At 55.8% G+C, this 25821-nt stretch carries 22 protein-coding genes and 1 tRNA gene; 15 read left to right on the forward strand and 8 right to left on the reverse strand.

Going from position 1 to position 25821, the window contains the following annotated elements; genetic code table 11:
• Positions 1-2: 2 nt before the first annotated feature.
• On the reverse strand, positions 3-488 hold the full coding sequence (gene ssb / locus ACRZ9U_RS00155) for a single-stranded DNA-binding protein (RefSeq protein ID WP_170393305.1): 486 nt from the start codon (positions 486-488) through the stop codon (positions 3-5).
• Between the two features lie 207 nt (positions 489-695).
• Between ssb and ACRZ9U_RS00160 the strand changes: the two genes are divergently transcribed.
• From ACRZ9U_RS00160 to ACRZ9U_RS00170, 3 genes are all read left to right on the forward strand, one after another.
• Positions 696-1274, forward strand: coding sequence for a lytic transglycosylase domain-containing protein (locus tag ACRZ9U_RS00160; protein ID WP_170405293.1), 579 nt, complete (start codon positions 696-698; stop codon positions 1272-1274).
• An 87-nt stretch (positions 1275-1361) separates the two neighbouring features.
• On the forward strand, positions 1362-2324 hold the full coding sequence (locus ACRZ9U_RS00165; protein ID WP_170405297.1) for a LuxR C-terminal-related transcriptional regulator: 963 nt from the start codon (positions 1362-1364) through the stop codon (positions 2322-2324).
• Positions 2325-2454: 130 nt separating this feature from the next.
• Positions 2455-3441, forward strand: coding sequence for an MBL fold metallo-hydrolase (locus tag ACRZ9U_RS00170; protein WP_170405300.1), 987 nt, complete (start codon positions 2455-2457; stop codon positions 3439-3441).
• Positions 3442-3556: 115 nt separating this feature from the next.
• Here ACRZ9U_RS00170 and ACRZ9U_RS00175 read toward each other — a convergent pair whose 3' ends face one another.
• The 5 genes from ACRZ9U_RS00175 to miaA form a co-directional block, all read right to left on the reverse strand.
• Positions 3557-5644 (reverse strand): dipeptide ABC transporter ATP-binding protein, encoded by a 2088-nt coding sequence (locus ACRZ9U_RS00175; protein ID WP_170393301.1) that lies wholly within the window; start codon positions 5642-5644, stop codon positions 3557-3559.
• A gap of 93 nt (positions 5645-5737) precedes the next feature.
• On the reverse strand, positions 5738-7201 hold the full coding sequence (locus ACRZ9U_RS00180) for an ABC transporter permease (RefSeq protein ID WP_480901208.1): 1464 nt from the start codon (positions 7199-7201) through the stop codon (positions 5738-5740).
• Between the two features lie 13 nt (positions 7202-7214).
• A complete protein-coding gene (locus tag ACRZ9U_RS00185; RefSeq protein WP_170393299.1) occupies positions 7215-8261 on the reverse strand; it encodes an ABC transporter permease in 1047 nt (348 codons plus the stop codon).
• 121 nt (positions 8262-8382) lie between these two features.
• A complete protein-coding gene (locus tag ACRZ9U_RS00190) occupies positions 8383-10053 on the reverse strand; it encodes an ABC transporter substrate-binding protein (RefSeq protein ID WP_170405306.1) in 1671 nt (556 codons plus the stop codon).
• 351 nt (positions 10054-10404) lie between these two features.
• Positions 10405-11298 (reverse strand): tRNA (adenosine(37)-N6)-dimethylallyltransferase MiaA, encoded by an 894-nt coding sequence (gene miaA / locus ACRZ9U_RS00195; RefSeq protein WP_170405309.1) that lies wholly within the window; start codon positions 11296-11298, stop codon positions 10405-10407.
• Between the two features lie 97 nt (positions 11299-11395).
• Here miaA and pyrH point away from each other — a divergent pair, with 97 nt between their 5' ends.
• The 11 genes from pyrH to ACRZ9U_RS00250 all read left to right on the forward strand — a co-directional run bounded on the left by pyrH (position 11396) and on the right by ACRZ9U_RS00250 (position 22687).
• On the forward strand, positions 11396-12148 hold the full coding sequence (gene pyrH / locus ACRZ9U_RS00200) for a UMP kinase (RefSeq protein ID WP_170405311.1): 753 nt from the start codon (positions 11396-11398) through the stop codon (positions 12146-12148).
• A 138-nt stretch (positions 12149-12286) separates the two neighbouring features.
• Complete coding sequence (locus ACRZ9U_RS00205; RefSeq protein WP_170664608.1) at positions 12287-12496, forward strand: hypothetical protein; 210 nt, start codon at positions 12287-12289, stop codon at positions 12494-12496.
• Positions 12483-13709: an aminotransferase class V-fold PLP-dependent enzyme gene (locus tag ACRZ9U_RS00210; protein ID WP_170405314.1), complete on the forward strand. Its 1227-nt coding sequence runs from the start codon at positions 12483-12485 to the stop codon at positions 13707-13709. Before ACRZ9U_RS00205 ends, ACRZ9U_RS00210 begins: the two co-directional genes overlap by 14 nt.
• A gap of 47 nt (positions 13710-13756) precedes the next feature.
• On the forward strand, positions 13757-15181 hold the full coding sequence (locus ACRZ9U_RS00215; RefSeq protein WP_480886007.1) for a cryptochrome/photolyase family protein: 1425 nt from the start codon (positions 13757-13759) through the stop codon (positions 15179-15181).
• 69 nt (positions 15182-15250) lie between these two features.
• A complete protein-coding gene (locus ACRZ9U_RS00220) occupies positions 15251-16459 on the forward strand; it encodes an SAM-dependent methyltransferase (protein ID WP_170393292.1) in 1209 nt (402 codons plus the stop codon).
• Positions 16460-16475: 16 nt separating this feature from the next.
• Positions 16476-16916, forward strand: coding sequence for a TrgA family protein (locus ACRZ9U_RS00225; protein WP_170405320.1), 441 nt, complete (start codon positions 16476-16478; stop codon positions 16914-16916).
• Between the two features lie 29 nt (positions 16917-16945).
• Positions 16946-18064, forward strand: a complete 1119-nt coding sequence (locus ACRZ9U_RS00230; protein ID WP_480901210.1) for an NUDIX domain-containing protein — start codon at positions 16946-16948, stop codon at positions 18062-18064.
• A gap of 66 nt (positions 18065-18130) precedes the next feature.
• Entirely contained in the window at positions 18131-19165 is a 1035-nt protein-coding gene (locus ACRZ9U_RS00235) for a cysteine synthase A (protein WP_170393289.1), read from the forward strand.
• On the forward strand, positions 19165-21618 hold the full coding sequence (locus ACRZ9U_RS00240; protein WP_480901211.1) for a DUF3772 domain-containing protein: 2454 nt from the start codon (positions 19165-19167) through the stop codon (positions 21616-21618). The genes ACRZ9U_RS00235 and ACRZ9U_RS00240 overlap by 1 nt, the downstream gene beginning before the upstream one ends.
• 87 nt (positions 21619-21705) lie before the next feature.
• A complete protein-coding gene (locus ACRZ9U_RS00245) occupies positions 21706-22533 on the forward strand; it encodes an exonuclease/endonuclease/phosphatase family protein (protein WP_170405326.1) in 828 nt (275 codons plus the stop codon).
• 64 nt (positions 22534-22597) lie between these two features.
• Positions 22598-22687: transfer RNA gene (locus ACRZ9U_RS00250), tRNA-Ser, on the forward strand.
• Positions 22688-22794: 107 nt separating this feature from the next.
• Here ACRZ9U_RS00250 and ACRZ9U_RS00255 read toward each other — a convergent pair.
• Positions 22795-23673, reverse strand: a complete 879-nt coding sequence (locus ACRZ9U_RS00255; protein ID WP_170405329.1) for a LysR family transcriptional regulator — start codon at positions 23671-23673, stop codon at positions 22795-22797.
• Positions 23674-23769: 96 nt separating this feature from the next.
• Here ACRZ9U_RS00255 and ACRZ9U_RS00260 point away from each other — a divergent pair, with 96 nt between their 5' ends.
• Positions 23770-25077 (forward strand): aminotransferase class I/II-fold pyridoxal phosphate-dependent enzyme, encoded by a 1308-nt coding sequence (locus ACRZ9U_RS00260; protein ID WP_170405331.1) that lies wholly within the window; start codon positions 23770-23772, stop codon positions 25075-25077.
• Between the two features lie 57 nt (positions 25078-25134).
• Here ACRZ9U_RS00260 and ACRZ9U_RS00265 read toward each other — a convergent pair whose 3' ends face one another.
• On the reverse strand, positions 25135-25806 hold the full coding sequence (locus ACRZ9U_RS00265) for a GntR family transcriptional regulator (protein WP_170405336.1): 672 nt from the start codon (positions 25804-25806) through the stop codon (positions 25135-25137).
• Between the last annotated feature and the right edge of the window lie 15 nt (positions 25807-25821).

Here is a 25821-nt window from a genome sequence, read left to right on the forward strand (position 1 = left end):
GTTTAGAACGGAATCTCGTCGTCATCGATGCCGCCGGATGCAGGGGCAGGGGCGCTGGACTGACCGCCATAGGGATCACCATAGCCTCCTCCGGCCTGACCACCGCCATAGCCACCACCGCCGCCACCGCCTTCACCGCGGGCATCCAGCATAGTCAGCTCGCTGCGGTAAGGGCGCAGGACAACCTCAGTCGAATAGCGATCCTGCCCCGACTGATCCTGCCACTTGCGGGTCTCTAACTGGCCCTCGACATAGACTTTGCTGCCTTTACGCAAATACTGCTCGGCAACGCGAACCAGAGGTTCCGAGAAGATGGCGACTGTGTGCCATTGGGTTCGATCCCGACGCTCACCAGTGTTGCGGTCTTTCCATGTCTCTGACGTTGCGATGCGCAGGTTGCACACCTTACCACCGTTCTGGAACGACCGCACCTCGGGGTCGGCACCGAGATTGCCGATCAGAATGACCTTGTTGACTGAACCCGCCATATATTCCCTCGTTTTACTCTGACTGGATGGCGCCCGAATCTGGCGCTGTATTCTGGTGCTGACCCTATACGGGCTACGACTTGGTTGAAACATGATTGATCGTGCAACGCTGAGCAGGAAAACATTAGGACTGTCTTAACCAAGCTTTCATTTCCGGCTGATTTAACTATAATCTGATTGGTTGTTGAGGGTGCAGGATTGGCATTAATGCGTTTTCTGGTCGGCGGTATCTCGGTATTGGGTCTTTGTCTGACGTCGTTTGCGACGCAGGCAGAAACGCTGTCCACCAAGAATCGTAAGGCGATATTCCTCAAGCAATCCAAGGTTTTGGATAATCGGGCCGCTACGCAATATCGCGGCTCTGAACGGCTTAAACCCAAGACCGAGCGTGGGAAATTCGTTAAGCGTTACACTGGTAACTATCGGGGCCAGTATCTCGATCATGCCAGAAAAGCAGCGCGGCAACATAATGTGCCGGAAGAACTTTTCCTGCGACTTGTTCAACAAGAAAGCGGGTGGAACCCGAATGCCAAATCCCACAAAGGGGCCTTGGGTCTTGCGCAACTGATGCCTCAGACAGCGCGGCTGCTGGGCGTCAATCCGCACGATCCGATCCAGAATCTGGAGGGTGGTGCGCGTTATCTTTCCTGGCAATACCGCAAGTTCAAGTCCTGGCGCCTTGCACTGGCAGCTTACAATGCAGGGCCCAAAGCAGTTGAAAAGCACGGCGGAATTCCACCCTACAAGGAAACCCAGAACTACGTAAAAGTGATCTGGGGGGGCTAGCTGCGCCGCAGCGTGTCTGTTTCTTGATCTACCGCCAAACGCTGTCCTAGTCTGATTGGATAACCTTTCGGACTTGTGCGAATTGCGATGATCCAAGATCGACCCAACATACCACCCGAAACAATGGCGAACTGGCAGCGTTTGGTCGACCTTGTTTCGCAGCTGGCCGATGTGCCCGCCACTTTGATCATGAAGACCGAAGCGCCGGATCATGCGGTTCTGATCACATCGGATCATCCAGAAAACCCATACCCGGTCGGCATGAATTTTCGACTGAACCCCAAGCTCTATTGTCAGGGCGTTCTGGAACGCGACGGCGAATTTGTTGTCGAGGACGCAACATGTGATCCGGCCTGGAGCGACAATGAGGACATGGAGCATGGCATGTCCTTCTATATCGGTTTTCCGCTGAAGTGGCCGGATGGTTCGGTTTTCGGAACAATCTGCGTCTTGGACCGTCACCGCAATCGCCGGGCCTTGTTGTTTCGTGAAGGTTTGGCACAGTTTGCGCGCATGGTTGAATCGGATTTGGCTTTGATCCAAGAGGTTTACCTGCGCCGAGCGCTGGAAGTGAAGTTGAATGAAACTCTGGCGCAACTGGAGCACCGCGTCGCGGCGAGGACGCGGGAGCTGCAGGAAACAAACACGGCGCTACGGGTGCTGTTGACCAGTTTGGACGACGATCGGAAAGACCGGGATCAGGATATCGTAGATCAGGTTCGCACGATGGTGTTGCCTTATCTGGACAAGTTGCGCGGGCTATTGACTGAAGGCGACGCCTCGCAAGTTTATCTGGAACTGGCCGAGCGAAATCTGCAAGAGATTACTTCAATGATTTCCGACAAGCTTTCGGATGCGTTTTCGGTCATGACGCCGACCGAGATCGAAATTGCTCAGCTGGTCATGTCGGGCAAAACCACGAAAGATATCGCCCGGGCGATGTCGCGCGAAACTTCTACAATTGATTTTCATCGTAACAATATTCGTCGAAAACTTGGCCTCGAAGGCCGTGATCAGAACTTGCGAAGCCATCTTTTGTCGATTTCGTGATTTCTGAATATGGGGATTTTCCCCATATTCCCCCCCGATTTTTCTGATCTGAGCAACCTGTGCCACGCGCGCTAGGCTGGTCGCAAGGGTGCGGACCAAGCCGGGCCTTTTCAACTCGGGAGGAAAAAAAATGGATCGCAAAGATCTGAAACCCACAATTCTAAACGGAGAACGCGACACATTGGCAACTGGTCTGTCGCGTCGATCGTTCTTTATGGCTGCCGGGGCCGCCGGTGTCGGTGCAGGGGCCTCACTGCTGGGTAGCAAACCGGCCGAGGCGCAATCGCAGGCTTGGCTGCAGCCTGGCAACAATAACCATGTAATCGATCTACAGGGCTCGACTGGTCAGGCAAGTACGGGAGCGGTTGGAATCGATTATTACGGTCACTGCGCGATCAAAATTACCTCCCCAAACGGAGCGACCGTATTGTTTGATCCTTGGCGCGATGATCCCTCCGGCGCATGGGGCCTGTGGTTCCGCAACGAGTTCCCGCAGATCCCAGTTGATATCACCATGTCCACTCATGCTCATTTTGACCATGACGCTATCGAGCGGCCAAGTTCCACAATGGTTTTAGACAGGATGGCGGGCAATTTTGAATTTGCTGATCTTAAGATCACAGGTTTTGCTGACAAACATGCCTGCGTTGCGCCGGGTTGGTACGAATGGACCAACGCCTTGGCCGAGTTTGGCGCGGAAGCTTGTCCGCCCAACAACGTCGGACATATGGACATGGTGATCTACCTTGTCGAAACCGGAGGCATTCGCACCTTGATCTGGGGCGACAACCGCCACAATCCGCCTCAGGAGTTCTGGGATGCTATAGGACAGGTAGACGTGCTGACTTTGCCCGTCGACGGATCGGAACACATCCTTAGCTTCGATCAGGGCAACGATATTGTCGCCAAGCTCAAGCCCAAGATCATCATCCCGACGCACTACCTCAATGAGGTTACGTCATACACGCTTACGACGCTGCAGGCCGCAGACGATTGGGTCAAAAGCCAGCAGAGTTACAAGATGCTCGACAGCGCCAGTCTAAAACTGGAAGCCGGAGATGTGGCGGGTATGAATCAGGAGTTCATGCACTTCGGCAACAACGTGATGACGGGCTGATTACGATCAGAAACTGCCACTCACCCACGACCTGCGTCGCCTGTCTCCCCACTAAACGTGACGCAAATTGAAAGGGCCGGTCTTTGACCGGCCCTTTTCTTTCGTTTGCGCGGATCTATTCGGCCGCAATTTTGATAACCGGCTCCATTTTGGCCAGAATGTCTTCGGCAAGGTGACATTTCACCTGATGACCATCCGCAAGTGTTTGCACCGGAGGCACATGGGATTCGCATCGCCCATCCGGCACTTCTGATTTCCAGCGACAGCGTGTTTGGAACGGGCAACCCGGCGGCGGGTTCATGGCCGAGGGGATATCGCCCTCAAGCACGATGTGCTGTTTTTCGATCGATGTGTCCGCGATTGGAACCGCACTTAGCAATGCCTCAGTGTAGGGATGATAGGGTGGGCTAAAGACCTGATCGGTGGTGCCCAGTTCAACCACATGCCCCAGATACATCACCATCACACGGTCACTGAGATAGCGCACGATTGAAAGGTCGTGACTGATGAACAGCAGCGTGGTTTTGTGCTCGCGCTGAATTTCCATCAACAGGTCTGTAACGGCAGCTTGTACGGATACGTCCAGCGCCGAAACCGGTTCATCCGCAACCACGATCCGTGCATCACCGGCAAATGCGCGGGCGATACCGACGCGCTGCTTCTGACCGCCTGATAGCTGGCGTGGCATCCTGTCCGCGAAGGCGCGGGGCAATTTCACGAGATCCAGCAGTTCCAGCATCCGCTTCTTGCGATCAGCCTCGGAGTCACCGACGCCAAAGATTTCCAGCGCCCGGATGATTTGACGGCCTACGGTCATCGACGGGTTCAGCGTGTCGAACGGGTTCTGAAACACCATCTGCACTTCGCCAACGGTCTTGGCGTCGCGTTCTTCGATGGGCACGTCCTCGATATTGCGGTTGTCCAGCAGGATCTGCCCGTCGGTGGCCGTTTCCAGCCCCATCAAGACCTTCGCAAAAGTGGATTTGCCGCAACCGGATTCGCCGACAATGGCAAGCGTCTCGGATTCATGCGCTTCAAAGCTTAGCGTCTCATTGGCCTTGACCACTTTGGTCTCACCACCGCCGAACAATGCATTCGCAGCCACCTCATAGTATTTCTTGAGGTTGTCCATTTTCAGAACAGTCCGGCCAATCTCGCCTTTCTCTTTCTGCTCACCAACGGTGATTGGCGCGTTCCAGTCGATTTCCTGGAATTTCAAGCATCGCGTATGGTGTCGGTCGTTGCCCGGTACCGCCTCCATCAGGATATCCTTAGCGTCACAGCGACCTTCTTCGAAATAGTCGCAGCGCGGACCAAAGTTACAGCCCGGAGGCCGCTCATGGGGCAGGGGAAAGTTACCCGGTATGGCCACCAGTGGGCGCGAGTTCTTGTCGGCGCCCGGCAGCGGGATCGAGCGGAACAGCGCCTGCGTATACGGGTGCTGCATTTCGTCGAATACATCCTTGATCGAGCCACGCTCGACGGCCTCACCTGAATACATCACGCACAGCCGGTCGCAGGTTTCCAGCACCAGACCCAGATTGTGCGAAATGAACAGCATCGAGGTGCCGTATTTCTTGCCCAGATCCTTGACCAACTCGACCACGGCGGCCTCGACCGTCACGTCCAGAGCGGTTGTTGGCTCATCCAAGATCAACAAGGCAGGTTTCGACATCAGCGCCATCGCAATCACGATCCGCTGCTGCTGACCGCCTGACAGCTGATGCGGGAACGAGTTCAGCATCCGCTCAGGGTCGGGCAGGCGTACATCGGTGACCACTTCCAACGCACGAGCATAGGCCTCTTCGGCACCAACGCCCTCATGAATCATTGGCACTTCCATCAGCTGTTTGCCGATCTTCATCGCCGGATTCAGCGAGGCCATCGGCTCCTGATAGATCATCGCGATTTCATTGCCACGTATGTCGCGCAGCTCTTCGGTGGTCATTTCACCCAGATCACGCCCTTTGAACTTGATCGAGCCACCGACGATGCGGCCATTCTTGCCCAAATCCTGCATGACACCCAGCGCCACGGTAGATTTCCCACAACCTGATTCACCCACCAAACCGACGGCTTCGCCGGGTTGCACACTGACCGAGAAATCCATCACGGCAGGGATCTCACGAAGGCGGGTAAAGAAGGAAATCGAAAGCTTGTCGATCTCCAGGATTGGCCCGTCATAATCCGCCAGTTTGTTCATCTTATTACTCCTCGCGAGAGTCCGGGGGTTCCCCTTCATCTGGCTAAAAATATCTCGGGGGTCCGGGGGCAGAGCCCCCGGCCTCGATCACAATCAGTCCTTCAGACTTTCTTCGCGCAGACCATCCGCCAGCAGGTTCAAGCCAAGAACCAGCGACAGCAATGCCAGCGCGGGCGGCAGTGCGGGATGTAGATAGATCGACAGAAGCTTGCGCCCCTCGTTGATCGTCGAGCCCCAGTCCGGGCTTTCCGGTGGCAGCCCCAGCCCAAAGAAACCCAAGGTTCCAAGCAGGATGGTCGTGTAGCCGATGCGCAGGCAGAAATCGACGATCAGCGGACCACGCGCGTTGGGCAGGATTTCCCACAGCATGATGTACCATGTACCCTCGCCGCGCGTTTGGGCCGCAGCCACATAGTCGCGAGTTTTGATGTCCAGCGCCAGTCCGCGCACGATGCGGAACACGGTCGGTGAGTTCACGAAGACCACCGAGACGAACACCACCAGAATACCGCCTGGAATATCGAACAGATCAAGGTAGGTCGGGAGACCCCAGATGCGGTAGCTGTCGGTGTTGATGATGTAGCCACCGGTCGAAATCAGCGACAGGTAGAACCAGAGCGCAACACCCAGAACTCCGATCAACAAAGGCGTTCGAAAACTGGGACGCGTATAGAAACGCGAATTCAGCAGAACGCCGAGGAAGATGATCGGGAACACGAACAGGATCGCGGCCATATAGTTCGGCACGCCGGTCGCTACGATCTCGGGCGTGACCAAAAGGTAGAACAGCAAGATCACGGGAAAGGCCAGGATCAGGTTCGCGAGGAATGACAGGAGCGTATCCAGACGCCCGCCATAGTAGCCTGCGGGTAAACCCAGAGTGATACCAACCATGAAGGCAAACATCGTCGCCAGCGGCGCGATCTGCACGACGATCCAGGCACCTTTAACCATACGGCTAAAGACGTCGCGCGCGAGGTTATCTCCACCCAGCAAATACCAAGCGTATTGACCGTCCTCCAGATTGGGAAGCGGGGTGCCCGGCACCTTGTTCTTCATGCCTGAGACCTGCGACAGCGGATCGTGGGTTACGATCAGATCGAGTGCGCCAAATATGCCGGTGAACACCCAGAACATCACAAGGCCAAAGCCGATCATACCAATGGGGCTGTCGAACAGCTTGCCGTATAGGCCCAGCTTGCGCTTGAACGCAATCGACATCGCATAAAGGATGATCAGCGACAGCCAGACGGGCAGAAACTGCTGAGAGATTGCGCCGATGATGCCAGCACTGGTCCCCATCAGGATGCCAAGGACAATGTACGCCACCGCAATTCCCACACTTGCCAGAAAGCTATATCGCAGCGCCGATTGTATCAGGATTCTCAGGCCAGAGCTCGAACTGAGCGTCCCATCGGCATTCACAATCATCTGATCTTCGGGCAGCACGATACTTGCCAGCATCCAGACAACGATGGACAAAAGCATCAGTCCCAACGCAAGCATCAACAGCGGGTTCAGGAAGGCGATAGAGCCGGTCCAGGTAAGTGGTTCCATGATCTATCCCTCCTTACGAAATGCGGATGCGCGGGTTGAGGTAGACATAGCCGATATCCGAGATCAGCTGCGTCACCAGCACCACAAAGACCGACACGACCGAGATCGCCAGCAGAAGCTGTATGTCATTGTTGCCCGCCGCCTGTACAAGCGCCCAGCCAAAACCCTTGTAGTTGAACAGGGTCTCGACGATCACGACACCATTCAGCAGCCATGGGAACTGCAGCATAATGACAGTAAAGGGCGCGATAAGCGCGTTGCGCAGCGCGTGTTTCATGACGATATTCGGGAATGACACGCCTTTCAGACGCGCCGTCCTGATGTATTGCGCCGTCATCACCTCGGTCATTGAGGCGCGGGTCATCCGGGCGATATAGCCCATCCCGTAAAGCGCGATGGTCAGAACTGGTAGGAAGAAGTTCTCGAACGTCGGGTTCTCCATCGCTTGCGTGGCGGTGCCTTTGAACCATTTCAACCCGACGGCGGAGGATGTGAAGATCGCTATGAAGATAACGCCCGAGACGTATTCTGGCGTCGCCGTCGTCGTGATGGCAAAGGTTGAAAGCGTCCGGTCAGTGGCCGAACCTTCCTTCATCCCGGCCAGGATGCCCAGAATGAGTGCCGAAGGGACCATCAGCAGCATCACCCAGAACATCAGCCGTCCGGTCAGTGCCAGCCGGTTGCCAACAACGGTAGAGACCTCTTCCTTGAAGACAGTTGAATATCCCCAGTACCCCTGCAGGATACCGCAGAAATTCGGAGATTCCTCGGCAGTTTTGCCTGGCAGGATACATCTGCCCTGAACGGTACCGTCCTCATTCGTGTGTCGGAACGAGGGCAGGACACCCAGCCATTCACCGTATTTGATCGGCGTGGACTGGAGGTAGCCGTTTTTCTCTAGATAGCTTTCGACCTGTTCATCAGACATCCGGAAATTGCCCTGCGTCTTCGCAAGTTTTTCCAGGTTCGGATAGAGATTGGTAAGGAAAAAGACCAGGAATGTCAGGCACAACGCTGTAAGCAGCATAATCCCCACACGCCTTAGAATAAAAAGTCCCATGTTAGCCCCTGTTGATCGGCTGGCGTGACAGGCATTTCGCCCCACGCATTGCTATTATTCTGGTCGCCGTATTGAGGACGAAGGGCCGCGCCAGATTGGCGCGGCCCTTGTAGGTTTCGGCTTAGGAAGTCAGGCCGAACTTATAAAGCTGCGGCAGGTCCGCAATGTGCTTTTCGACACCGACCATATTGTCGCGGTGGTGACGCATCGCGGTCCGCCAATAGGGCTGGATGACCACGCCTTCGTCGATCATGATCGTCTGCAGCTTCGCCATCACCTCACGGCGCATATCGACATCCGCGATCGAGTTCGCCTCGGCCAGCAGCTTGTCGAACTCTTCGTTGGCAAAACCAGACTCGTTCCAAGCGACACCCGACTTATACGCCAGTGCCAGAACCTGCGTGCCCAGCGGGCGGTGGTTCCAGTTGGTCGAGGAATACGGGTACTTGGTCCAGTCGTTCCAGAATGTCGAACCGGGCAGAACCGTGTGCTTTGCCTTGATGCCCGCATCGTTCAACTGAGCCACTACCGCAGCCGTGGTATTGCGACGCCAGTCATCGTCGATCGACTGCACTTCGTGCTCGAAATCGCCCATACCCGCTTCGTCCATCAGCGCCTTTGCGCCTGCCGGATCGTAAGGGATACGCGTCACAGCCGAGTCGTACTCGGGGTGCATCGGGCCTACATGACAGTTGTCGGCAGTGATGCCGTAGCCGGACATGCCAAGTTCAAGGCAGACGGCGTTGTCAACTGCCATGGCGAGGGCCTGACGGACCCTCTTGTCGCCGTAGATCTTGTTGCCATCGGCGTCTTCAGCCAGCTGGTTGGGGCGAATGACAATGGTAAAGCCCGATGGGATTTCCGAGCGGACAAGCCCAATACTGTCAAAGATGTCGACAAACTCGCCAACCGATTCCCAGTTCATATCGATCTCTTCGGCCTCATAGGCGGCCAGGAAAGCAGCAGGGTCAGTGCCATAATCGATGAATTCGATCCGGTCGATATAGCCGCCTTTACCAGCTTCGTAGCCCCACCAGTCAAAGCCTTCGTTGCGGACCAGAACGCCCTTCACGCCGACCTCATGGCTTTCGGGCATCATGAAACCCGTACCAACTGGGTTGGACAGCATATCATTTGCATCAAAGCTGCTGTGTACGATTGCACCCGGGTAATCTGCCATGCCGGGGATGATCGTGATATCCGGCGCGTTGCACTTCAGCTTGACTGTATGCGAGTCGACAACGGTGATGGCGCCATCTGCGGCTTTCTGAGTGCTCTCATCCATCAGTGAGGCCATGCGCGAGGCCATCGAGTTCCCTTCCAGAGCCCCGTCGCACCAACCTTCGATATTGCGAGCTACGTCTTCGGCAGTGAAATCGTCACCATTGTTCCACTTCACACCTTTGCGGACGTTCAGCGTGTATTCAGTGGCGTCATCATTGGCTTCCCAGCTTTCCAGCAACATGGGTTTGAACGAGCCGTCATTATTGTATTCGACAAGATATTCCAGCCAGCCAGCCGTGAAGGTTGCGATCTGCGTCCAGTCATATGTGCGCGGGTCTTTCAGTGCGCGCACTTCCATTTGATAGCGGATGGTGCCGCCACGCTGAGGTTCGGCAGCGGCTGCCGGTGACTGCAGGCCAATCATGCCATATGCCGTCGGTACAGCAACGCCCAGCGCGGTTACACGGGCCAGAAATTCACGACGGCTCAGATTGCCCTCACGATATTCCTTGGCGTGCATCTCTGCCGCCCAATGCATCGGCTTTCCGTTGATTGTCTGGTTTTCCATAGATGTCTCCCTGTGACACATAATTTTTTTAGATTTCGTGTTTCTGATTGATAGAGCCGGGCACTACAGGGACCGTTTAGTCTCGGTTGGTAGGGCCACGGGCTTGGATTTACGATTTATCAACATCCCCATAGCCGCATTCGGCACCAGTTTTTTCCCTGCGTCAATGTTGGAAATCGTCATAGATGGTACAAAAACGACATCCGGGCAGAAAGTGAGGTTCGGAAAGTTTCAATGTGAAAGGAAACGAGACACGTTGTGACGGATAGATGGATACATATCTATCTCTCACCATGGTGCTGATTAAGGCGTTGTTATATTGGGCTTTATCGTATCCGGCGGCTGCAACCTTCAACGCGCTGCGTCAAGGTGATGCCAGAACTTCATGCGCGCACGGAACCATGTGCGTTGACGCTTGGCAAACTGACGTGTCGCGATCGTCGCTTTTTCGCGCGCCTCATCCAGTGTCATGCGGCCGTCCAGGTAGCCCATTAGCTCCGGAACGCCGATCGCTTTACAGGAGGGAAAAGAGGGGTCATAGCGATCGCGCATGGCCTCCACTTCCTCTATAGCTCCTTGGTCCAACATCAGGTCGAACCGTCGGTTGATGCGATCCAGCAGCCAGTCTTTTCTGGCGTCGAAAACAATCGGTACCGTGTTTTGAATATCCAGTATCGGGGCGGGTGTGTCGGCCTGCCAATCCGAAAGGGATCGCCCGGTTGCGCTCTGAACCTCCCAGGCGCGCTGAACACGCGCGCGGTTTTGGGTGTCGATCCTCTGCAGGGTCAGACCGTCCAAACCCGCGATCAGTTCTTGCAACGGCAACTTATCCGCGTGTTCCCGGATTTCCGGCGGGGTTGCAGGGATATCGGCCATCCCCTCGGTCAGAGCTGTGAAATACAGACCGGTCCCTCCGACGATTATCGGACGAGGGCGTTGCGACAGCATCGGCGTGACCTCTCGCAGCCAATGACCAGTCGAATAGGTCTGGTCATAGGCAACATGCCCATACAAACGGTGCTGTGCGCGGGCCTCATCCTCGGGCGAGGGTCGGGCCGAGATAATACGCCAGCAGTCATAGATTTGACTGGCATCGGCGTTGACAATCACGCCTCCGAAACGCTCGGCGATCAACAGCGCCAGCGCCGATTTGCCCGAGGCAGTGGGCCCGGCGATCAATACAGGTTTGTCATCGGGAATCGACGGCAAATGCGCCAAAAGCCGGTTCTCAGAGTTGTCGGCCATGACTGGTTGCCCCGTTCCTGACTATCCGCATTGAACCTGCGGAGGTTTTGCTTCATTTTGCGCCGGAAAATAACCCCGTGCCAGCCCGGAGCGCAACATGAGCCTTTCCCCTTCCGTCGAGACCACCGAGACCCCAAAAACAACATATGACCGAGTCATGTTGAAGATTTCCGGCGAGGCGCTGATGGGAGATCAGGGATTCGGACTGCATCCGCCCACCGTTCAGCGCATCGCGCAAGAGGTCAAATCGGTTCATGATCTTGGTGTTGAGATTTGCATGGTCATCGGTGGTGGCAATATCTTCCGTGGTCTGTCTGGATCTGCGCAGGGGATGGAGCGTACGACAGCCGACTACATGGGCATGCTGGCGACTGTCATGAACGCGCTGGCGATGCAATCCGCGCTGGAGGGGGTAGGGGTCTTTACACGTGTGATTTCGGCCATTCGGATGGATGAGGTGTGCGAGCCCTACATTCGCCGCCGTGCTGTTCGTCACCTTGAGAAAAAGCGGGTTTGCATCTTTGCCGCAGGAACCGGGAACCCCTATTTCACCACCGATACCGCTGCGACTCTACGCGCTAACGAAATGGCGTGTCAGGCGATCTTCATGGGCAAGAACGGTGTGGATGGCGTTTATGACAAAGACCCCAAGGTACACTCGGATGCAGTGCGCTATGATCAGGTTTCCTATGACGATGTTTTGGCCAAGCGGCTGCGCGTGATGGACGCATCGGCCATAGCGTTGGCGCGCGACAACAATCTGCCACTGATCGTTTTCGGTCTGGATGAGCCCGGCGGGTTCCGCGGCATCCTGGCGGGTGAGGGGACTTATACCAAAGTTCAGGGCTAATGCTGATTTGAACAACACTGAGCCGGGCATCTCTGCCCGGCATTTTTGTACTCAAAAACAAACTAAGCCCCGCGTGGGCCAATGACGTCGTCAGTGCACGCATTGCGTGGCGGCAAAAAATACTAATAACGCAATCACTTGACCCAACCTTCTGCCTCTGGCTATCTGGCCTGGTCTGCTGGTGGTGATGGGGCCATCATGGGGGCTGCCGTCGATCCCTACCCGTTTCAAGGACCTGCGGCTGGGCTGGAAGACCTGCCTTGTTTTCGGGGATGTCCGGACTTTGCGCGGGCAACGACCCGGACTGTAGTGCATGATAAGGGAGAGAGATGCGATGGGCGCTCTTGATATTGAATTCGTTCGGGCACAGTTCCCGGCCTTTTCGGAACCCAGTCTTCAAGGACAGGCCTTTTTTGAGAATGCAGGTGGATCCTATACCTGCAAACCTGTGCTTGATCGGTTGAGCCGGTTCTACACCCAGCGAAAGGTTCAGCCCTACGCGCCCTATGCGGCGAGCCGTGCGGGGGGCGTGGAAATGGACGAAGCACGAGCGCGACTTGCCGCGATATTGGGGGTGGAAACAGATGAGCTGAGCTTTGGCCCTTCGACGACGCAAAACACCTATGTACTGGCTCAGGCATTCCGGCAGTGGATGCAGCCGGGCGAAGCGATTGTCGTGACCAATCAGGACCACGAAGCAAACTCGGGGCCCTGGCGGCGATTGGCCGATGAAGGGATCGAAATTCGGGAATGGAAGATTGATCCGGAGAGTGGGTCTTTGAACCCGCAAGATTTGGAGAATTTGCTGGACGAGAAAGTGCGGCTGGTGTGCTTTCCGCATTGCTCGAATGTCGTTGGGGAAATCAACCCGGTCACCGAAATCACCGCAATCGCCCATGCTGCGGGTGCTTTTGCCTGTGTCGACGGGGTTTCTTACGCACCGCACGGGTTCCCCAATGTCGGTGATCTGGGCCCTGATATCTATCTGTTCTCCGCCTACAAAACCTATGGCCCGCATCAGGGTTGCATGGTTATTCGACGAGCTCTGGGTGAATTGCTGCCCAACCAAGCGCATTATTTCAACGGCGACACTCTTTTCAAGCGGTTCACACCAGCCGGGCCTGACCATGCTCAGATCGCGGCCAGCGCAGGCATGGCGGACTATGTGGACCTGCTTTGTACCCATCATGGCGGACCGGAAGCAGGAGCTTCGGCACGGGGGTCCTTTGTGCATGATCTGATGCGGGAACACGAGGTCGCTTTATTGCAACCTCTACTGGACGCGGTCAAAGACCGGAACGCTCTGCGCCTGATCGGACCGTCTGATGCCAGTCGGCGCGCACCGACGGTAGCGTTAAGTCTGAATAAGAAGGCCGAGCCTGTTGCTGCCGAGCTTTCCAAACACGGTATCATGGCAGGTGGCGGTGATTTCTACGCACATCGCCCGTTGCAAGCGATGGGCGTTGACGCAGAACAAGGGGTCTTGCGCCTTAGCTTTACACACTACACCAGTCGACAGGAAATTGATCAGCTTTTGGAGGCGCTTGACCGCGTTTTGTGATCCAGTTTCTGCGGCGCTTCGTAGTTCGAAGAAAACATGGGGCGGACATGGATTTTGATCATTCTCCGATCATTTTGTGGTTCAGGCGCGATCTTCGGTTAGGAGATCATCCGGCGCTGAGCGCGGCGGTGCAATCAGGTCGACCCATCGTGCCCGTATTTGTTCTAGATCATCAGGTTCAGACTTTGGGTGCCGCGCCGAAATGGCGCCTTGGTCTGGGCCTTGACGCTTTTGCCGGCAGGCTTGAGCAGCTTGGCAGCAAGTTGATACTTCGCCAGGGTCAAGCACTGGATGTTCTTTGTGAACTGGTCAGAGAAACTGGGGCAGGCTCCGTATTCTGGACGCGGGCTTATGATCCAGAGGCGATCAACAGGGATACCCAGATCAAGGCTGCTTTGACCGAACAGGGTATCCAGGCACAGTCTTTTGCTGGCCTGCTTTTGTTTGAGCCTTGGACGATCGCCACCAAAACCGGCCAGCCGTTTCGGGTCTTCACTCCGATGTGGCGATCAGTGCAGGGGCGCGAAGTCTCTTTGCCCGAGCCCGCGCCCACGCGGCTTATGACGCCGAAAACCTGGCCTGCGTCCGATCAATTGTCTGATTGGCGACTGGATCGGGATATGCAGCGCGGGGCCGCAGTGGTCCGCCCGTTTGTCCACCCGGGCGAAAATGCAGCGCTGGACCAGTTGGATGCGTTTCTAGAACGTATTGATCAGTATCGCGAACAGCGGGACCAACTGGATCAATCTGGAACCTCTGATCTTTCAGAATACCTTGCACTGGGCGAGATCGGGCCGCGTACAATCTGGCATCGGGTGCAAATCGCCGACCAAACCGGGGCGCATGGTGGTGAAGGCTATCTGCGTCAGCTTGTGTGGCGTGAGTTCGCATATCACTTAATGTACCACTGGCCGCATCTTCTGAGTGCCAATTGGAAGCCTGAATGGGACGCATTCCCTTGGAATACTGATCCCGACACGCCCGAAGTGCGCGCATGGCGCCAGGCAAGAACCGGAATTCCGCTTGTTGATGCCGGTCTAAGACAAATGTATGTCACCGGACGCATGCACAATCGGGCTCGGATGATTGTCGCGAGTTATCTGACAAAGCATCTGATGACGCATTGGAAAATCGGCGCCGACTGGTTCGGGGATTGCCTGATCGACTGGGACCCAGCTGCAAATGCGATGGGATGGCAATGGGTGGCCGGTTGCGGCCCTGATGCCGCACCGTATTTCCGTATCTTCAATCCCGACACACAGCGCGAGCGGTTTGATCCAAACTCAGGTTATGTGCGTCGCTGGATTGCCGAGGGCCAATCCGAGCCGCCATCCACCGCGCTGGCCTATTTTGATGCCGTGCCGCGATCATGGGGGCTTTCTCCTGACCAGATGTATCCCGCACCGGTGGTGGGGCTGAAGGAAGGCCGCGCCCGTGCGTTGGGCGCGTATAATGCCAGAAAAGACCAGTAAGGAACTGAAAACTTGCCAGAAACCGAATCCCGTCCTAGCTTTGACCCGCAACCGCAGAGGGGAGAGCGGATGTTCCTGACGAGCACCGAAGGGCAGGAAAACCTGCCGAGATATTTTACACAAGTCTTCAAGATGCTGAAGAGGATGGAGCGCGGCCGACTTGACATCGCGCTGCCCGACGGACGCATTTTCCGCGCGGATGCGCCACAACCAGGCCCCGTGGCACATGTGGACATCCACGACCCGGACGTCTTTTCCCGGCTGGTGCGCGAGGGAGAGCTGGGCTTCTCGGACGGCTACCTTGAAGGCGATTGGAGCACACCGGACCTACGCAGTTTCATGGACCTCGTGCATCTGGGAACTGAGACGGTCTACGATGATTTTACCGGACAGTTTCTAGTGCGAGCCTATGAAAGACTGCGGTTCTGGTTGCATCGTAACAATCGGTCACAGGCGAAAAAGAACATCTCGTATCACTATGATCTCGGCAATGATTTCTATGGCCTGTGGCTGGATGACACGATGACCTATTCCAGCGCCATATTTGAAACGGGTCAGGAAAGCCTCGAAAAGGCGCAAACTGCGAAATACGCCAGCCTGGTGGATGAAATGGGGGCCAAACCGGGGGATCATATCCTTGAGATCGGGTGCGGCTGGGGTGGGTTCGCCGAATATGCCGCGAAAGAGCGCGGGCTGCGCGTCACCGGGCTGACCATTAGCCAAGAGCAGTTGAAGTTTGCTAGAGAGCGAATTGAAAAAGCAGGGCTTTCTGATCTGGTGGAGTTCAAGCTACAGGACTACCGCGATGAGCAGGGTCAATATGATGGAATTGCCTCGATCGAGATGTTCGAGGCAGTCGGTCAGAAATATTGGCCCGCATATTTCAACACGGTCCGTGATCGGTTGAAGCCGGGTGCCCATGCCACTTTGCAGATCATCACGGTCGCGGATCATCGTTGGGATATTTACAAGAACGGCGTTGATTTCATTCAGAAATACATCTTTCCCGGCGGGATGTTGCCAGCACCGTCTATCCTTAGAGATCAGATCGATCAGGCGGGGTTGACCGTTGTACGCTCAAAAGAGTTTGGCAAAAGCTACGATCTGACCCTGCGGCGCTGGTACGAGACCTTCAATGCCAAGTGGGATCAGATATCGGAGATGGGGTTTGATGAGCGTTTTCGCCGCATGTGGAATTATTATTTGACCGCATGTGGCGCAGCCTTTGACACCGGTAATTGTGATGTGACACAGATCACGATAGCCAAACCCAGTTGAAGAACGGAAAAATCGAATGCCTACAGCCTCACGTCTCGTCGCCGCGTTGTGTCTGCTGGTGATCGCGTTCCTTGTGTCGGGCATGATTATCGATAACGGGGAAGAGGGTAAGGACTATGGTTATTTCACCTACGTGAACATAATCCTGGGTTGGATCTGCGGCTGGGTTGTCATGGGTAAACGTGCTGGCCGTGGCTGGACCGCGGCCGTCAACAACGGTTTGACCGGTGTTGCGGCGCTGGTGTTCTGGGGGCTGTTCGTTCAGGGCACCTACGAGATGTTCAGTCAGGCGATGCGCCATCGGTTTGGTGGTCCGTTTGAGGCTCTGCTTGCTATCTTTCAGATCGGGATTGGCTATGGTGAACAGCTTCTGGCACCGGAAATCCTGCTTACGCTGGGTTTTGGTGCTGTTCTCAGCGGGATACTTACCGAAATTGCCTTTCGCCGCTGGCGTTAAATCTGATCTGCCAATTCGGGGCCTCAACTTTGTCCAATCTGTTTTTCTATGGCACTCTGCGCCATGTCTCTTTGCTGGAACTCGTCATGGGTCGCAGCGCAGACGATTTATCGGCGATGCAGGCTGTTTTGCCCGATCACGCCGTATATGCGGTTCAAGATCAACCCTTTCCAATGATTGTCACCGAAAAGGGCAGTAAGGCCAGTGGCGTTCTGGTGCAGGGCCTAGGTGACGTCGAGCGTAGTCGATTGGCCTTCTATGAAGGCGGGTTCGAATATGAACTGCGCCCGGAGACAATCGTGACTGAGGATGGAAAAGAACATCAGGCCTTGGTGTTCTTTCCGGATACTGACATTTGGAAAAAAGGCGCACCGTGGGATCTTGAAACCTGGATCAGGGATTGGGGTGCGCTTTCGGTGTTCGCGGCAGACGAGGTGATGGCCCATTTTGGAAGAGTCGATGCCTCGGACATCGTGCGCAGCTTTCCAGCTATGAGAACACGCGCCTGGGCCAGATTAGCGGCAAGACAACGTGGAACGGGGGATGAGCGGAGCGTTGCGGATGACGTGATCGTTCATGACCGCAAGCACGCTTATGTCAACTATTTTGGGATAGATGAAATTGAACTGCAGCATCGTCAGTATGACGGCGCCCTGAGCCCGGTGCTGCATCGCAGCGGGTTGATGCAAGGGTCTGCAGTGATCGTCCTGCCTTATGATCCGGTGCGCGACACGGTGTTGCTGGTAGAGCAATTTCGCGCGCCCGTGTTCTTGATCGACGACCCCGAGCCGTGGATGTGGGAGCCTGTGGCTGGCATGATCGACCCGGGCGAAACACCTCAGCAGGCGGCCACCCGCGAGGCCATGGAAGAAGCGCAGATTTCACTATACCAACTGGAATATGCAGGTGGTGCCTATTCATCCAGCGGATCGTCAACAGAATATGTTTATCTCTATGTCGGTCTTGGGGATCTGACTAGTACGGTTGAAAGCGGTGGCCTCGCTTCGGAAGGTGAGGATATCCGCAGCAGAATTCTGCCGTTTGATGAATTCATGAGCATGGTAGATGCTCATGTTTTCAAGGATCTGCCGCTTCTAACTCTTGCTTATTGGTTGGCGCGGAACCGCGATCGACTGCGCGCTAAGTGATCCCTGCTTGTGATCGCGTCAGGGCACCTGTAAATCTGCTGCAATACCATATGACAAGAGGATGCCATGCGCATTGCACGAGACCTTGCCGACGCTGTCGGTAAAACACCTTTGATCCGGCTGCGTCGCGTCAGCGAAGAAACGGGATGCGAGATTCTCGGCAAGGCCGAATTCATGAACCCGGGTCAGTCCGTCAAAGACCGTGCTGCGTTGTTTATCATCCGCGATGCGATAGCGCGCGGTGATCTGAAACCCGGCGGCACGATTGTTGAGGGCACGGCCGGGAATACCGGCATCGGTCTGGCGCTGGTTGGTGCCTCGATGGGGTTCAAGACGGTGATCGTCATTCCTGAAACCCAATCCGAAGAGAAAAAGGATATGCTCCGCCTGGCGGGGGCTCAGCTTGTGCAGGTGCCTGCGGCGCCGTACCGTAATCCCAACAACTTTGTGCACTATTCGCGCCGTCTGGCCGAGCAGTTGGCTCAAACCGAACCAAATGGCGCGATTTGGGCCAATCAGTTCGACAATGTCGCCAACCGTCAGGCACATGTGGAAACCACTGGTCCCGAAATCTGGGAGCAGACCGGCGGTAAAGTCGATGGCTTCATCTGTGCCGTTGGATCGGGTGGTACTCTGGCCGGGGTGGCTGAAGCGTTGCAGCCCAAGGGTGTCAAGATCGGTTTGGCTGATCCGATGGGGGCGGGGCTCTATTCCTTCTACACTACGGGTGAGATCGCAATGGAGGGTGGTTCTATCGCAGAAGGTATCGGACAGGTGCGGATTACCAAGAACCTCGAAGGGTTCACCCCTGACCATTCCTGGCAGATTACCGATAGCGAAGCGCTGCCCTATATCTTCGATCTGCTGCGCGAAGAGGGTCTGGTGATGGGCGGGTCAACCGCGATCAACATTGCCGGTGCCGTCCGTTTGGCGAAAGAACTGGGGCCAGGGCACACCATTGTTACGATTTTGTGTGACTACGGCACCCGCTATCAATCCAAACTGTTCAATCCTGAATTCCTGCGTGAAAAGGAACTTCCCGTGCCCGATTGGATGACCGATGCGCCGCGCAGTATTCCTGGCGTGTTTGAGGACGTGTGATGCTGCAACAGGTCCGCCTGTGTCTGGTTCTGGTGCTATTCTGCCTGATTGGGTTGGGCGGGATCGCCTCTGCCCAACTTACTGATCGGCAGAGCGAGTATTATCAGGGCTGGGTCAGCACGGCGGATCGGGCGGAATCTGTTATTCGCGCGAACCGTGCATCCAATGCAGCATTAGAGAATTTGCGTTCGGAAATAAATGAGTATCGCGAAGACTTTAACAAAGCGCGGGGTGCCAACACCGATCGTATTCAGACGCTGGAAAGCCAACTCAAGGCGCTTGGCCCAAAGCCGGCTGAAGGGGAAAGCGAGGCTGAAGACATTGCCAAGCTGCGTGCGCAACTCGAAACACAACTGAACAGTTTGCGTGTTCCCCGCATCATCTCGGAAGAGGCTTTCAGTCGCGCGAATGGGCTGATCAGCGAAATTGATCGGATCGTCCGAGACCGACAAAAGAAAGAGATGCTGAAACGCGGGCCGTCGCCGCTCAACCCCGTCTATTGGGGACCAGCCTGGGTCGACATCAAAGAGGCGACGCACAGTCTTATTAACGAAACCATCGAAAACTTGCGCTCTGATGTGGTGCGTGAACAAATCCGCGAGCGCGGTCTTGGCATTCTCGTGCTGTTGGTTGTTTCAGCAGTTCTATTGCTGTTTGGGCGCAAATGGTCCGAGAAAGGCGGCGAATATCTCCGCTCGCTAGGAGGTAGCGGCAGCGGGGTCTGGACCTTTATTGTCTCGCTGTTGCGCATTCTATTGCCTTGGTTGGGCGTGTTGGCGTTGGTCACCGCCGTCGTGCTAACTGGCGTGCTGGGCCTGCGCGGTACACTTTTGTTCCAGCAAATCCCCTATTGGGCCGCGATTATCTTCTATTTTGATTGGATCGGCCGGCAGGTCTATCTGATGGGAGCGGCGCAGAACTTCCAAAGACTGTCCGCAGGCAAAATCAGAGAATTGCGGGTTTATATCGACCTGTTGGCGGTCATGCTTATTCTGCATGAGCTGGCGCAATTGTTCGAGCAGATCGAGAATATCTCGGACGCGACCCGTGCCGTTGTTGGCTTCCCGATCGTTGTGGTTTCGGCCCTTCTTCTGCTGCGTGTGCGTCAGGTCCGGCAATCAGAGCCTCAGCAAGAACAGACAGACCAGGAAGCTACCCGCCGTGGCGCAGGGTTCAGCCAATTGGTCGAGTTCCTGCGGCGCGCCTTGTTCATGCTTGGGATTGCGACTCCGATCTTGGGGGCCTTCGGATACATCAACGCTGCCGAAGCTATCGTATTTCCTGCCATCAAAACGCTGGTTCTGATTGCAGCTCTGGTGATCGTGCAGCGATTTATCGGTACAGTGTATGGCTGGCTTTCGGGGCAGGGCGACGCCGCGCGCGATTCACTGTTTTCGGTTCTGGTCGGGTTCGCGCTTGCCATTCTGGCGTTGCCGATATTGGCGCTTTACTGGGGCGCGCGGCAGACGGATCTGCTTGAAGCTTGGTCGCGATTGTTGCTGGGGTTCGATATTGGCGGGGTTACGATTTCACCCAGTAACTTCCTGACGTTCGTTGCCATTTTCGCCATTGGCTATACGCTGACCCGTTTGCTGCAAAGCGGGCTGCGCAATTCACTGCTGCCGAAGACCAGCATTGATCCCGGCGGGCAAAATGCCATCGTGTCGGGTACCGGATATGTCGGAATTTTTCTGGCGGCACTGGTCGCCATCATGGTTGCCGGTTTTGACCTGTCCTCGCTTGCGATCGTGGCGGGTGCTTTGTCGGTCGGCATCGGTTTCGGTCTTCAGACCATTGTATCGAACTTTGTCTCAGGGATCATCCTGCTGGTTGAGCGTCCTATCTCCAAAGGTGACTGGATCGATGTGAACGGGATGATGGGATATGTGCGCGATATCTCAGTCCGGTCGACGCGGATCGAGACGTTCGACCGGACGGATGTGATCGTCCCAAACTCGGACCTGATCAGTGGGGTGGTTACGAATTACACGCGGGGCAATACGATTGGCCGAGTGATCGTGCCTGTAGGCGTCGCCTATGGTACCGATACCCGCAAGGTCGAAACTATTCTGGGCGAGATCGCAAACGGGCACCCGATGGTTCTGGCCAATCCCGCGCCCAGCGTAGTGTTCCAGGGCTTCGGTGCAGACTCGTTGGATTTCGAAATCCGCGCGATCCTGCGGGATGTGAATTGGGTGCTGTCTGTCAAATCCGACATGAACCACGAGATCAATCGCCGGTTCGTTGAGGAAGGCATCGAGATCCCGTTCGCGCAGCGTGACCTGTGGCTCCGTAACCCTGAGGTGCTGACGGGTCAGTCCGATCCGTCCAATGATGCTTCTGCCGTGGATGACGACCCATCACCCCAAGCGCCATCGACAAAACCAGTGGACATGACAGCAGACGATCTGGACGCGGCAGGGGATCAGGACGGCGAGGGCGACAACCACTGAGCGTGATGCGATCGGCATTTTCCCGCAAATGGTTATCGGACTGTTTCATTTTGATGTAGTCTGAAGTCATTTGCAGGAGGAATTTTGATGGTTACATTTTCACACAGCCTCGCGCGTATTGCCGTCTGGAATCTGGCCGGCTTCAATCCAGTAAACACAAGTATGGGCATTCCAGCCAGCAGTGACCGGGTCACCCATCAAATCGAAGGGCTGGCCCTGCTGGACGCCGAACTGATCACTCTGGTCGAGGTCAGCCCCATCGAACATATTGATCGGCTTGCCTTGGGTCTGGCCGATAAGGGGCTGGACTATCAGGTCAAGATCCTGCCGCAGCCCAACGGCAATATCCATATCGGGTTTCTGCACAAACCGGGGGTCTCGGTGACAGGTTTGCAGCTGATCGACGGCTCGGAAGGTGACGATCCCGGCGGACGTCAGGCCCTGATCGCCGATGTCGAGGTCGGCAAATTCAAGGCCAAGCTGATCGCTGTGCATCTTAAATCCGGACGAGACCGGCCCGAGCAGCAGATACGTGACAGCCAATGCAGGATTATCGGAGACAAGATCGCCGAGATCCGCTCGACCCCCGGTCTGACACAACGCACAATCCTGCTGATGGGTGATTTCAACATGATCCCCGGTCAGGACGTCAGCAATTTCCACCATCTTGGCGGGGATGACATGATGGACTTTGTTTCGTGTTGGGATCTGCAAGACCGATTTTCGCATATTCTGGATAGGGGTCGCGCCAATTTGCTGGACGGTTTTGCCGTATCACGCACTTATTCCACCGATTATGTCCGAGGCAGCCTGCGACTGTTTCCAATGCACTGGACCATGAATATGGGGCGCGAGGCGTTCAAGGATGAGGTGTCGGATCATCTGCCATTTGTTGCCAGCTTTCGTATTTTCTGACCCGTCCATTTTTGCGAATGGGGCCTTGCGCTCGGTTCAGAAATTCGCATAAGTCACCTCTACCGGAGAGGTGGCCGAGTGGTCGAAGGCGCACGCCTGGAAAGTGTGTAGGCGGGAAACCGTCTCCAGGGTTCGAATCCCTGTCTCTCCGCCATATGCCCTATGAAATCTGAGTTGCCTTGCGGTCTATGCGAGACTGTTTTGTGCACGGCTTTCAATGTGAAGTGTCGTGCACAATGCACCGGATTGATGAGATTTGACTCAATCTGACAACAAGGCGATGACTTGATCGGTTTCGGGTCTTCGTCGCGATGCCACTGGCACTTGAACCGCTAGAGCACGCCCTGTCGGGCAGGATTGCGCGTGGGCCGTAACGAGTGCACCAGATTTCAATGGCTCTTCGAGTAAGCATAGGTGCCCCATTAGCACGCCAGCTGCGGCCTTGGCCTCTTCCACGGCAAGGCTGTAAAGCGAAAACTGCGGGCCAGTTTTGACATCTGGGACCTCACAACCTGTGCTTCGCGACCATGTGGACCAATCGCTGCTCCACGTCTGATCGTGCAACAAGGGAGTGCCTTGAAACCCGTTGTTGCCGGTTAACTGATCCAGCAGAGCAGGGGCGCAAACCGGTTGGGTTTCATCCTCGCACAGCACAATTTGGTCAGGTGCTTCGTCCAAGGTCGCGAAGAAGATCGCCAAATCGAACATCTCACGCGAAAGGCTGGGTGGTGTTTCCAGCGCCGTGACCGAAAAATTGATATGCGGAAAACACTTTCTGATCCGGCGTAATCGTTTGGGCAACCAGAGTTGGGCAACAGCAGGCAAGGCGGCGATGTGAAAATCGGCATTTGGCTTGAGGTTCCGCAAGGCCCGAGCGGCATCGCCCATCTGATCAAAGGCTGTGGTGAAGACCGCGACAAGTGATTGACCTTGGGGCGTCAGTTCAACCCCTTGCGCGTTGCGGCGAAACAGCGGCGCACCTGCCCAACCCTCCAACGCCTTTACATGCTGTGAGATCGCACCCGGAGAAACGTTCAGCTCTTCCGCCGCCGCGACAAAGCTGACGTGACGCGCCGCGGCCTCGAACGCCCTCATTGCATTCAGCGGAGGTCCCTTGGGGCGTTTGGGGGCGACACTCATTGACCTAGCCTTAGTTTTTCTACGCCAAGAAATAACAATTCTGCTTTGCGGTGTCACGCGAAAGCCGCCAAACTGCAAAAAACAGGAGGATGTCAGATGACACTTGTACAAAGAGACTGGGTGCCTGCCGCAAGCGAAACCCTGATTCAGGATATCGCGACCAAGGCCGCATCGTTGTCGTCTGGCGATTTACTGGCCCGGATCGAGAATCTGGCAGAGGAAAACCGGCGCATTCACGAAAAAGAGTGCTTCAACCTCAACCCGGCGACAAATGTCATGAACCCAAAGGCCGAGGCACTTTTGTCGTCAGGCATCGGGTCCAGACCATCGCTGGGATATCCTGGTGACAAATATGAAATGGGGTTGGAGGCGATCGAAGAGATCGAAGTCATCGCAGCAGAGTTGAGTGCCCATGTTTTCGACGCGCAATTCGCCGAGGTTCGCGTGCCTTCGGGCGCAATTGCCAACCTCTATGGTTTTATGGCGACCTGCAATCCCGGTGATGCGATAATCGCTCCGCCCGCGTCGATTGGTGGCCATGTGACTCACCATTTGGCGGGGTGTGCGGGGCTGTTTGGTCTGCGCACTATTGAGGCCCCCGTCAATGCGGATGGGTATACCGTTGATCTGGAACGCTTGAGGGGATTGGCGAAGACCGAATGCCCCAAGCTAATCACGATAGGCGGCAGTCTGAACCTGTTTGAGCATCCTGTGGCCGAAGTGCGTGCCATAGCGGATGAAATCGGCGCAAAGGTCATGTTCGACGCCGCCCACCAGTGCGGGATCATCGCCGGGCATGCGTGGTCCAACCCGCTGAAGGAGGGTGCGCATTTCATGACCATGAGTACCTACAAAAGCCTTGGCGGACCGGCCGGGGGGCTGATTGTGTCAAACGATGCGGAAATCGCCAAGGCGCTGGATACAATTGCTTTCCCCGGCATGACAGCCAACTTTGATGCAGCCAAAACGGCTGCACTTGCCGTCACCATGCTGGATTGGAAAGAGTTCGGATCAGCCTATGCAGATGAGATGATTGCGATGTCCAAAGCACTTGCTGCCGCGTTGGATGCGCAAGGTGTTCCGGTCTTCGCGGGTGGAGAGGGTTTCACCAATTCTCATCAATTCGCGGTACTGGCAGCGCCGTATGGTGGCGGTCAGACTGCCTCCAAACTGCTTCGAAAATCCGGGTTTCTGGCATGTGGCATCGGATTGCCAGTTGAGCCGGTGGAAGGCGACATGAATGGCCTACGGATCGGCACGCCCGAGCTGGTCCGGTGGGGTATGACAGCAGGAGATGCAGAGCGTCTGGCAGAACTGATCCGACGTGGCTTGAGCGGTGAATCCGTTCTATCCGAGGTATCTGGATGGCGCGCTGAGTTCGACAGGCTGCATTTCGTGATTTGAACGAGCTGCGGCCAATCAGGCAAAGGCCCAGATTGGCCGCTCGCTCAGAAACGCGGTTTAACCGTTATCTGCTTCTTTCAGACCTTCGATCTGAAGGTCGAAACCTTCCTGAATGTGGCTGGTGAAAGTCTCCAGCGCTTCGGTGACATCACCCGTCGCAATCGCGTCAACAAGGGTCAGGTGGTTTCCGAGCGATTTGGAGATATCGACGTTTTCAATCGCCGAAAACAGATGGAACGCCATTGCTTTGCCCCAAATCATATCGAACATGTCGATCAGAAATTTGTTGCCCGCCTCAACCATGAAGGCACGGTGAATGCGCCGGTTTGCGATAAAGTAGTCTCGGGTCGTCGGCTGGCTCAGATCTTCTTCGCGACGAATGAGTTCGCGCAATCGATCAAGAACCTCTGGTTCAGCGTGTACCGCAAGTATGCGCGCGGCTTGACCTTCGATGGCTGCGCGTGCCTGGTATAGTTGCCGAACCTCGGTCTGGTCCATGCGCGCCAGTCGAAATCCGCCGCTGGCGGCCACTTCCAACACGCCTTCAGTCTCCAACCGCATGAGCGCTTCGCGTACAGGCGTCCTGCTGATGTTCAACTCGGCGGCCAACTTTTCCTGCACTAGCCGATCTTCACCGGTGATCTCGCGACTCATGATGGCTTCGACCAGTTGATCATAGACCTCGTCCGCCAGGCGTCTGCGTTGTGTTTTAATTTGTTTCAGAGCCACTCGGAGCCTCTCTTT

This window comes from Ruegeria sp. D7 (genome assembly GCF_056534355.1).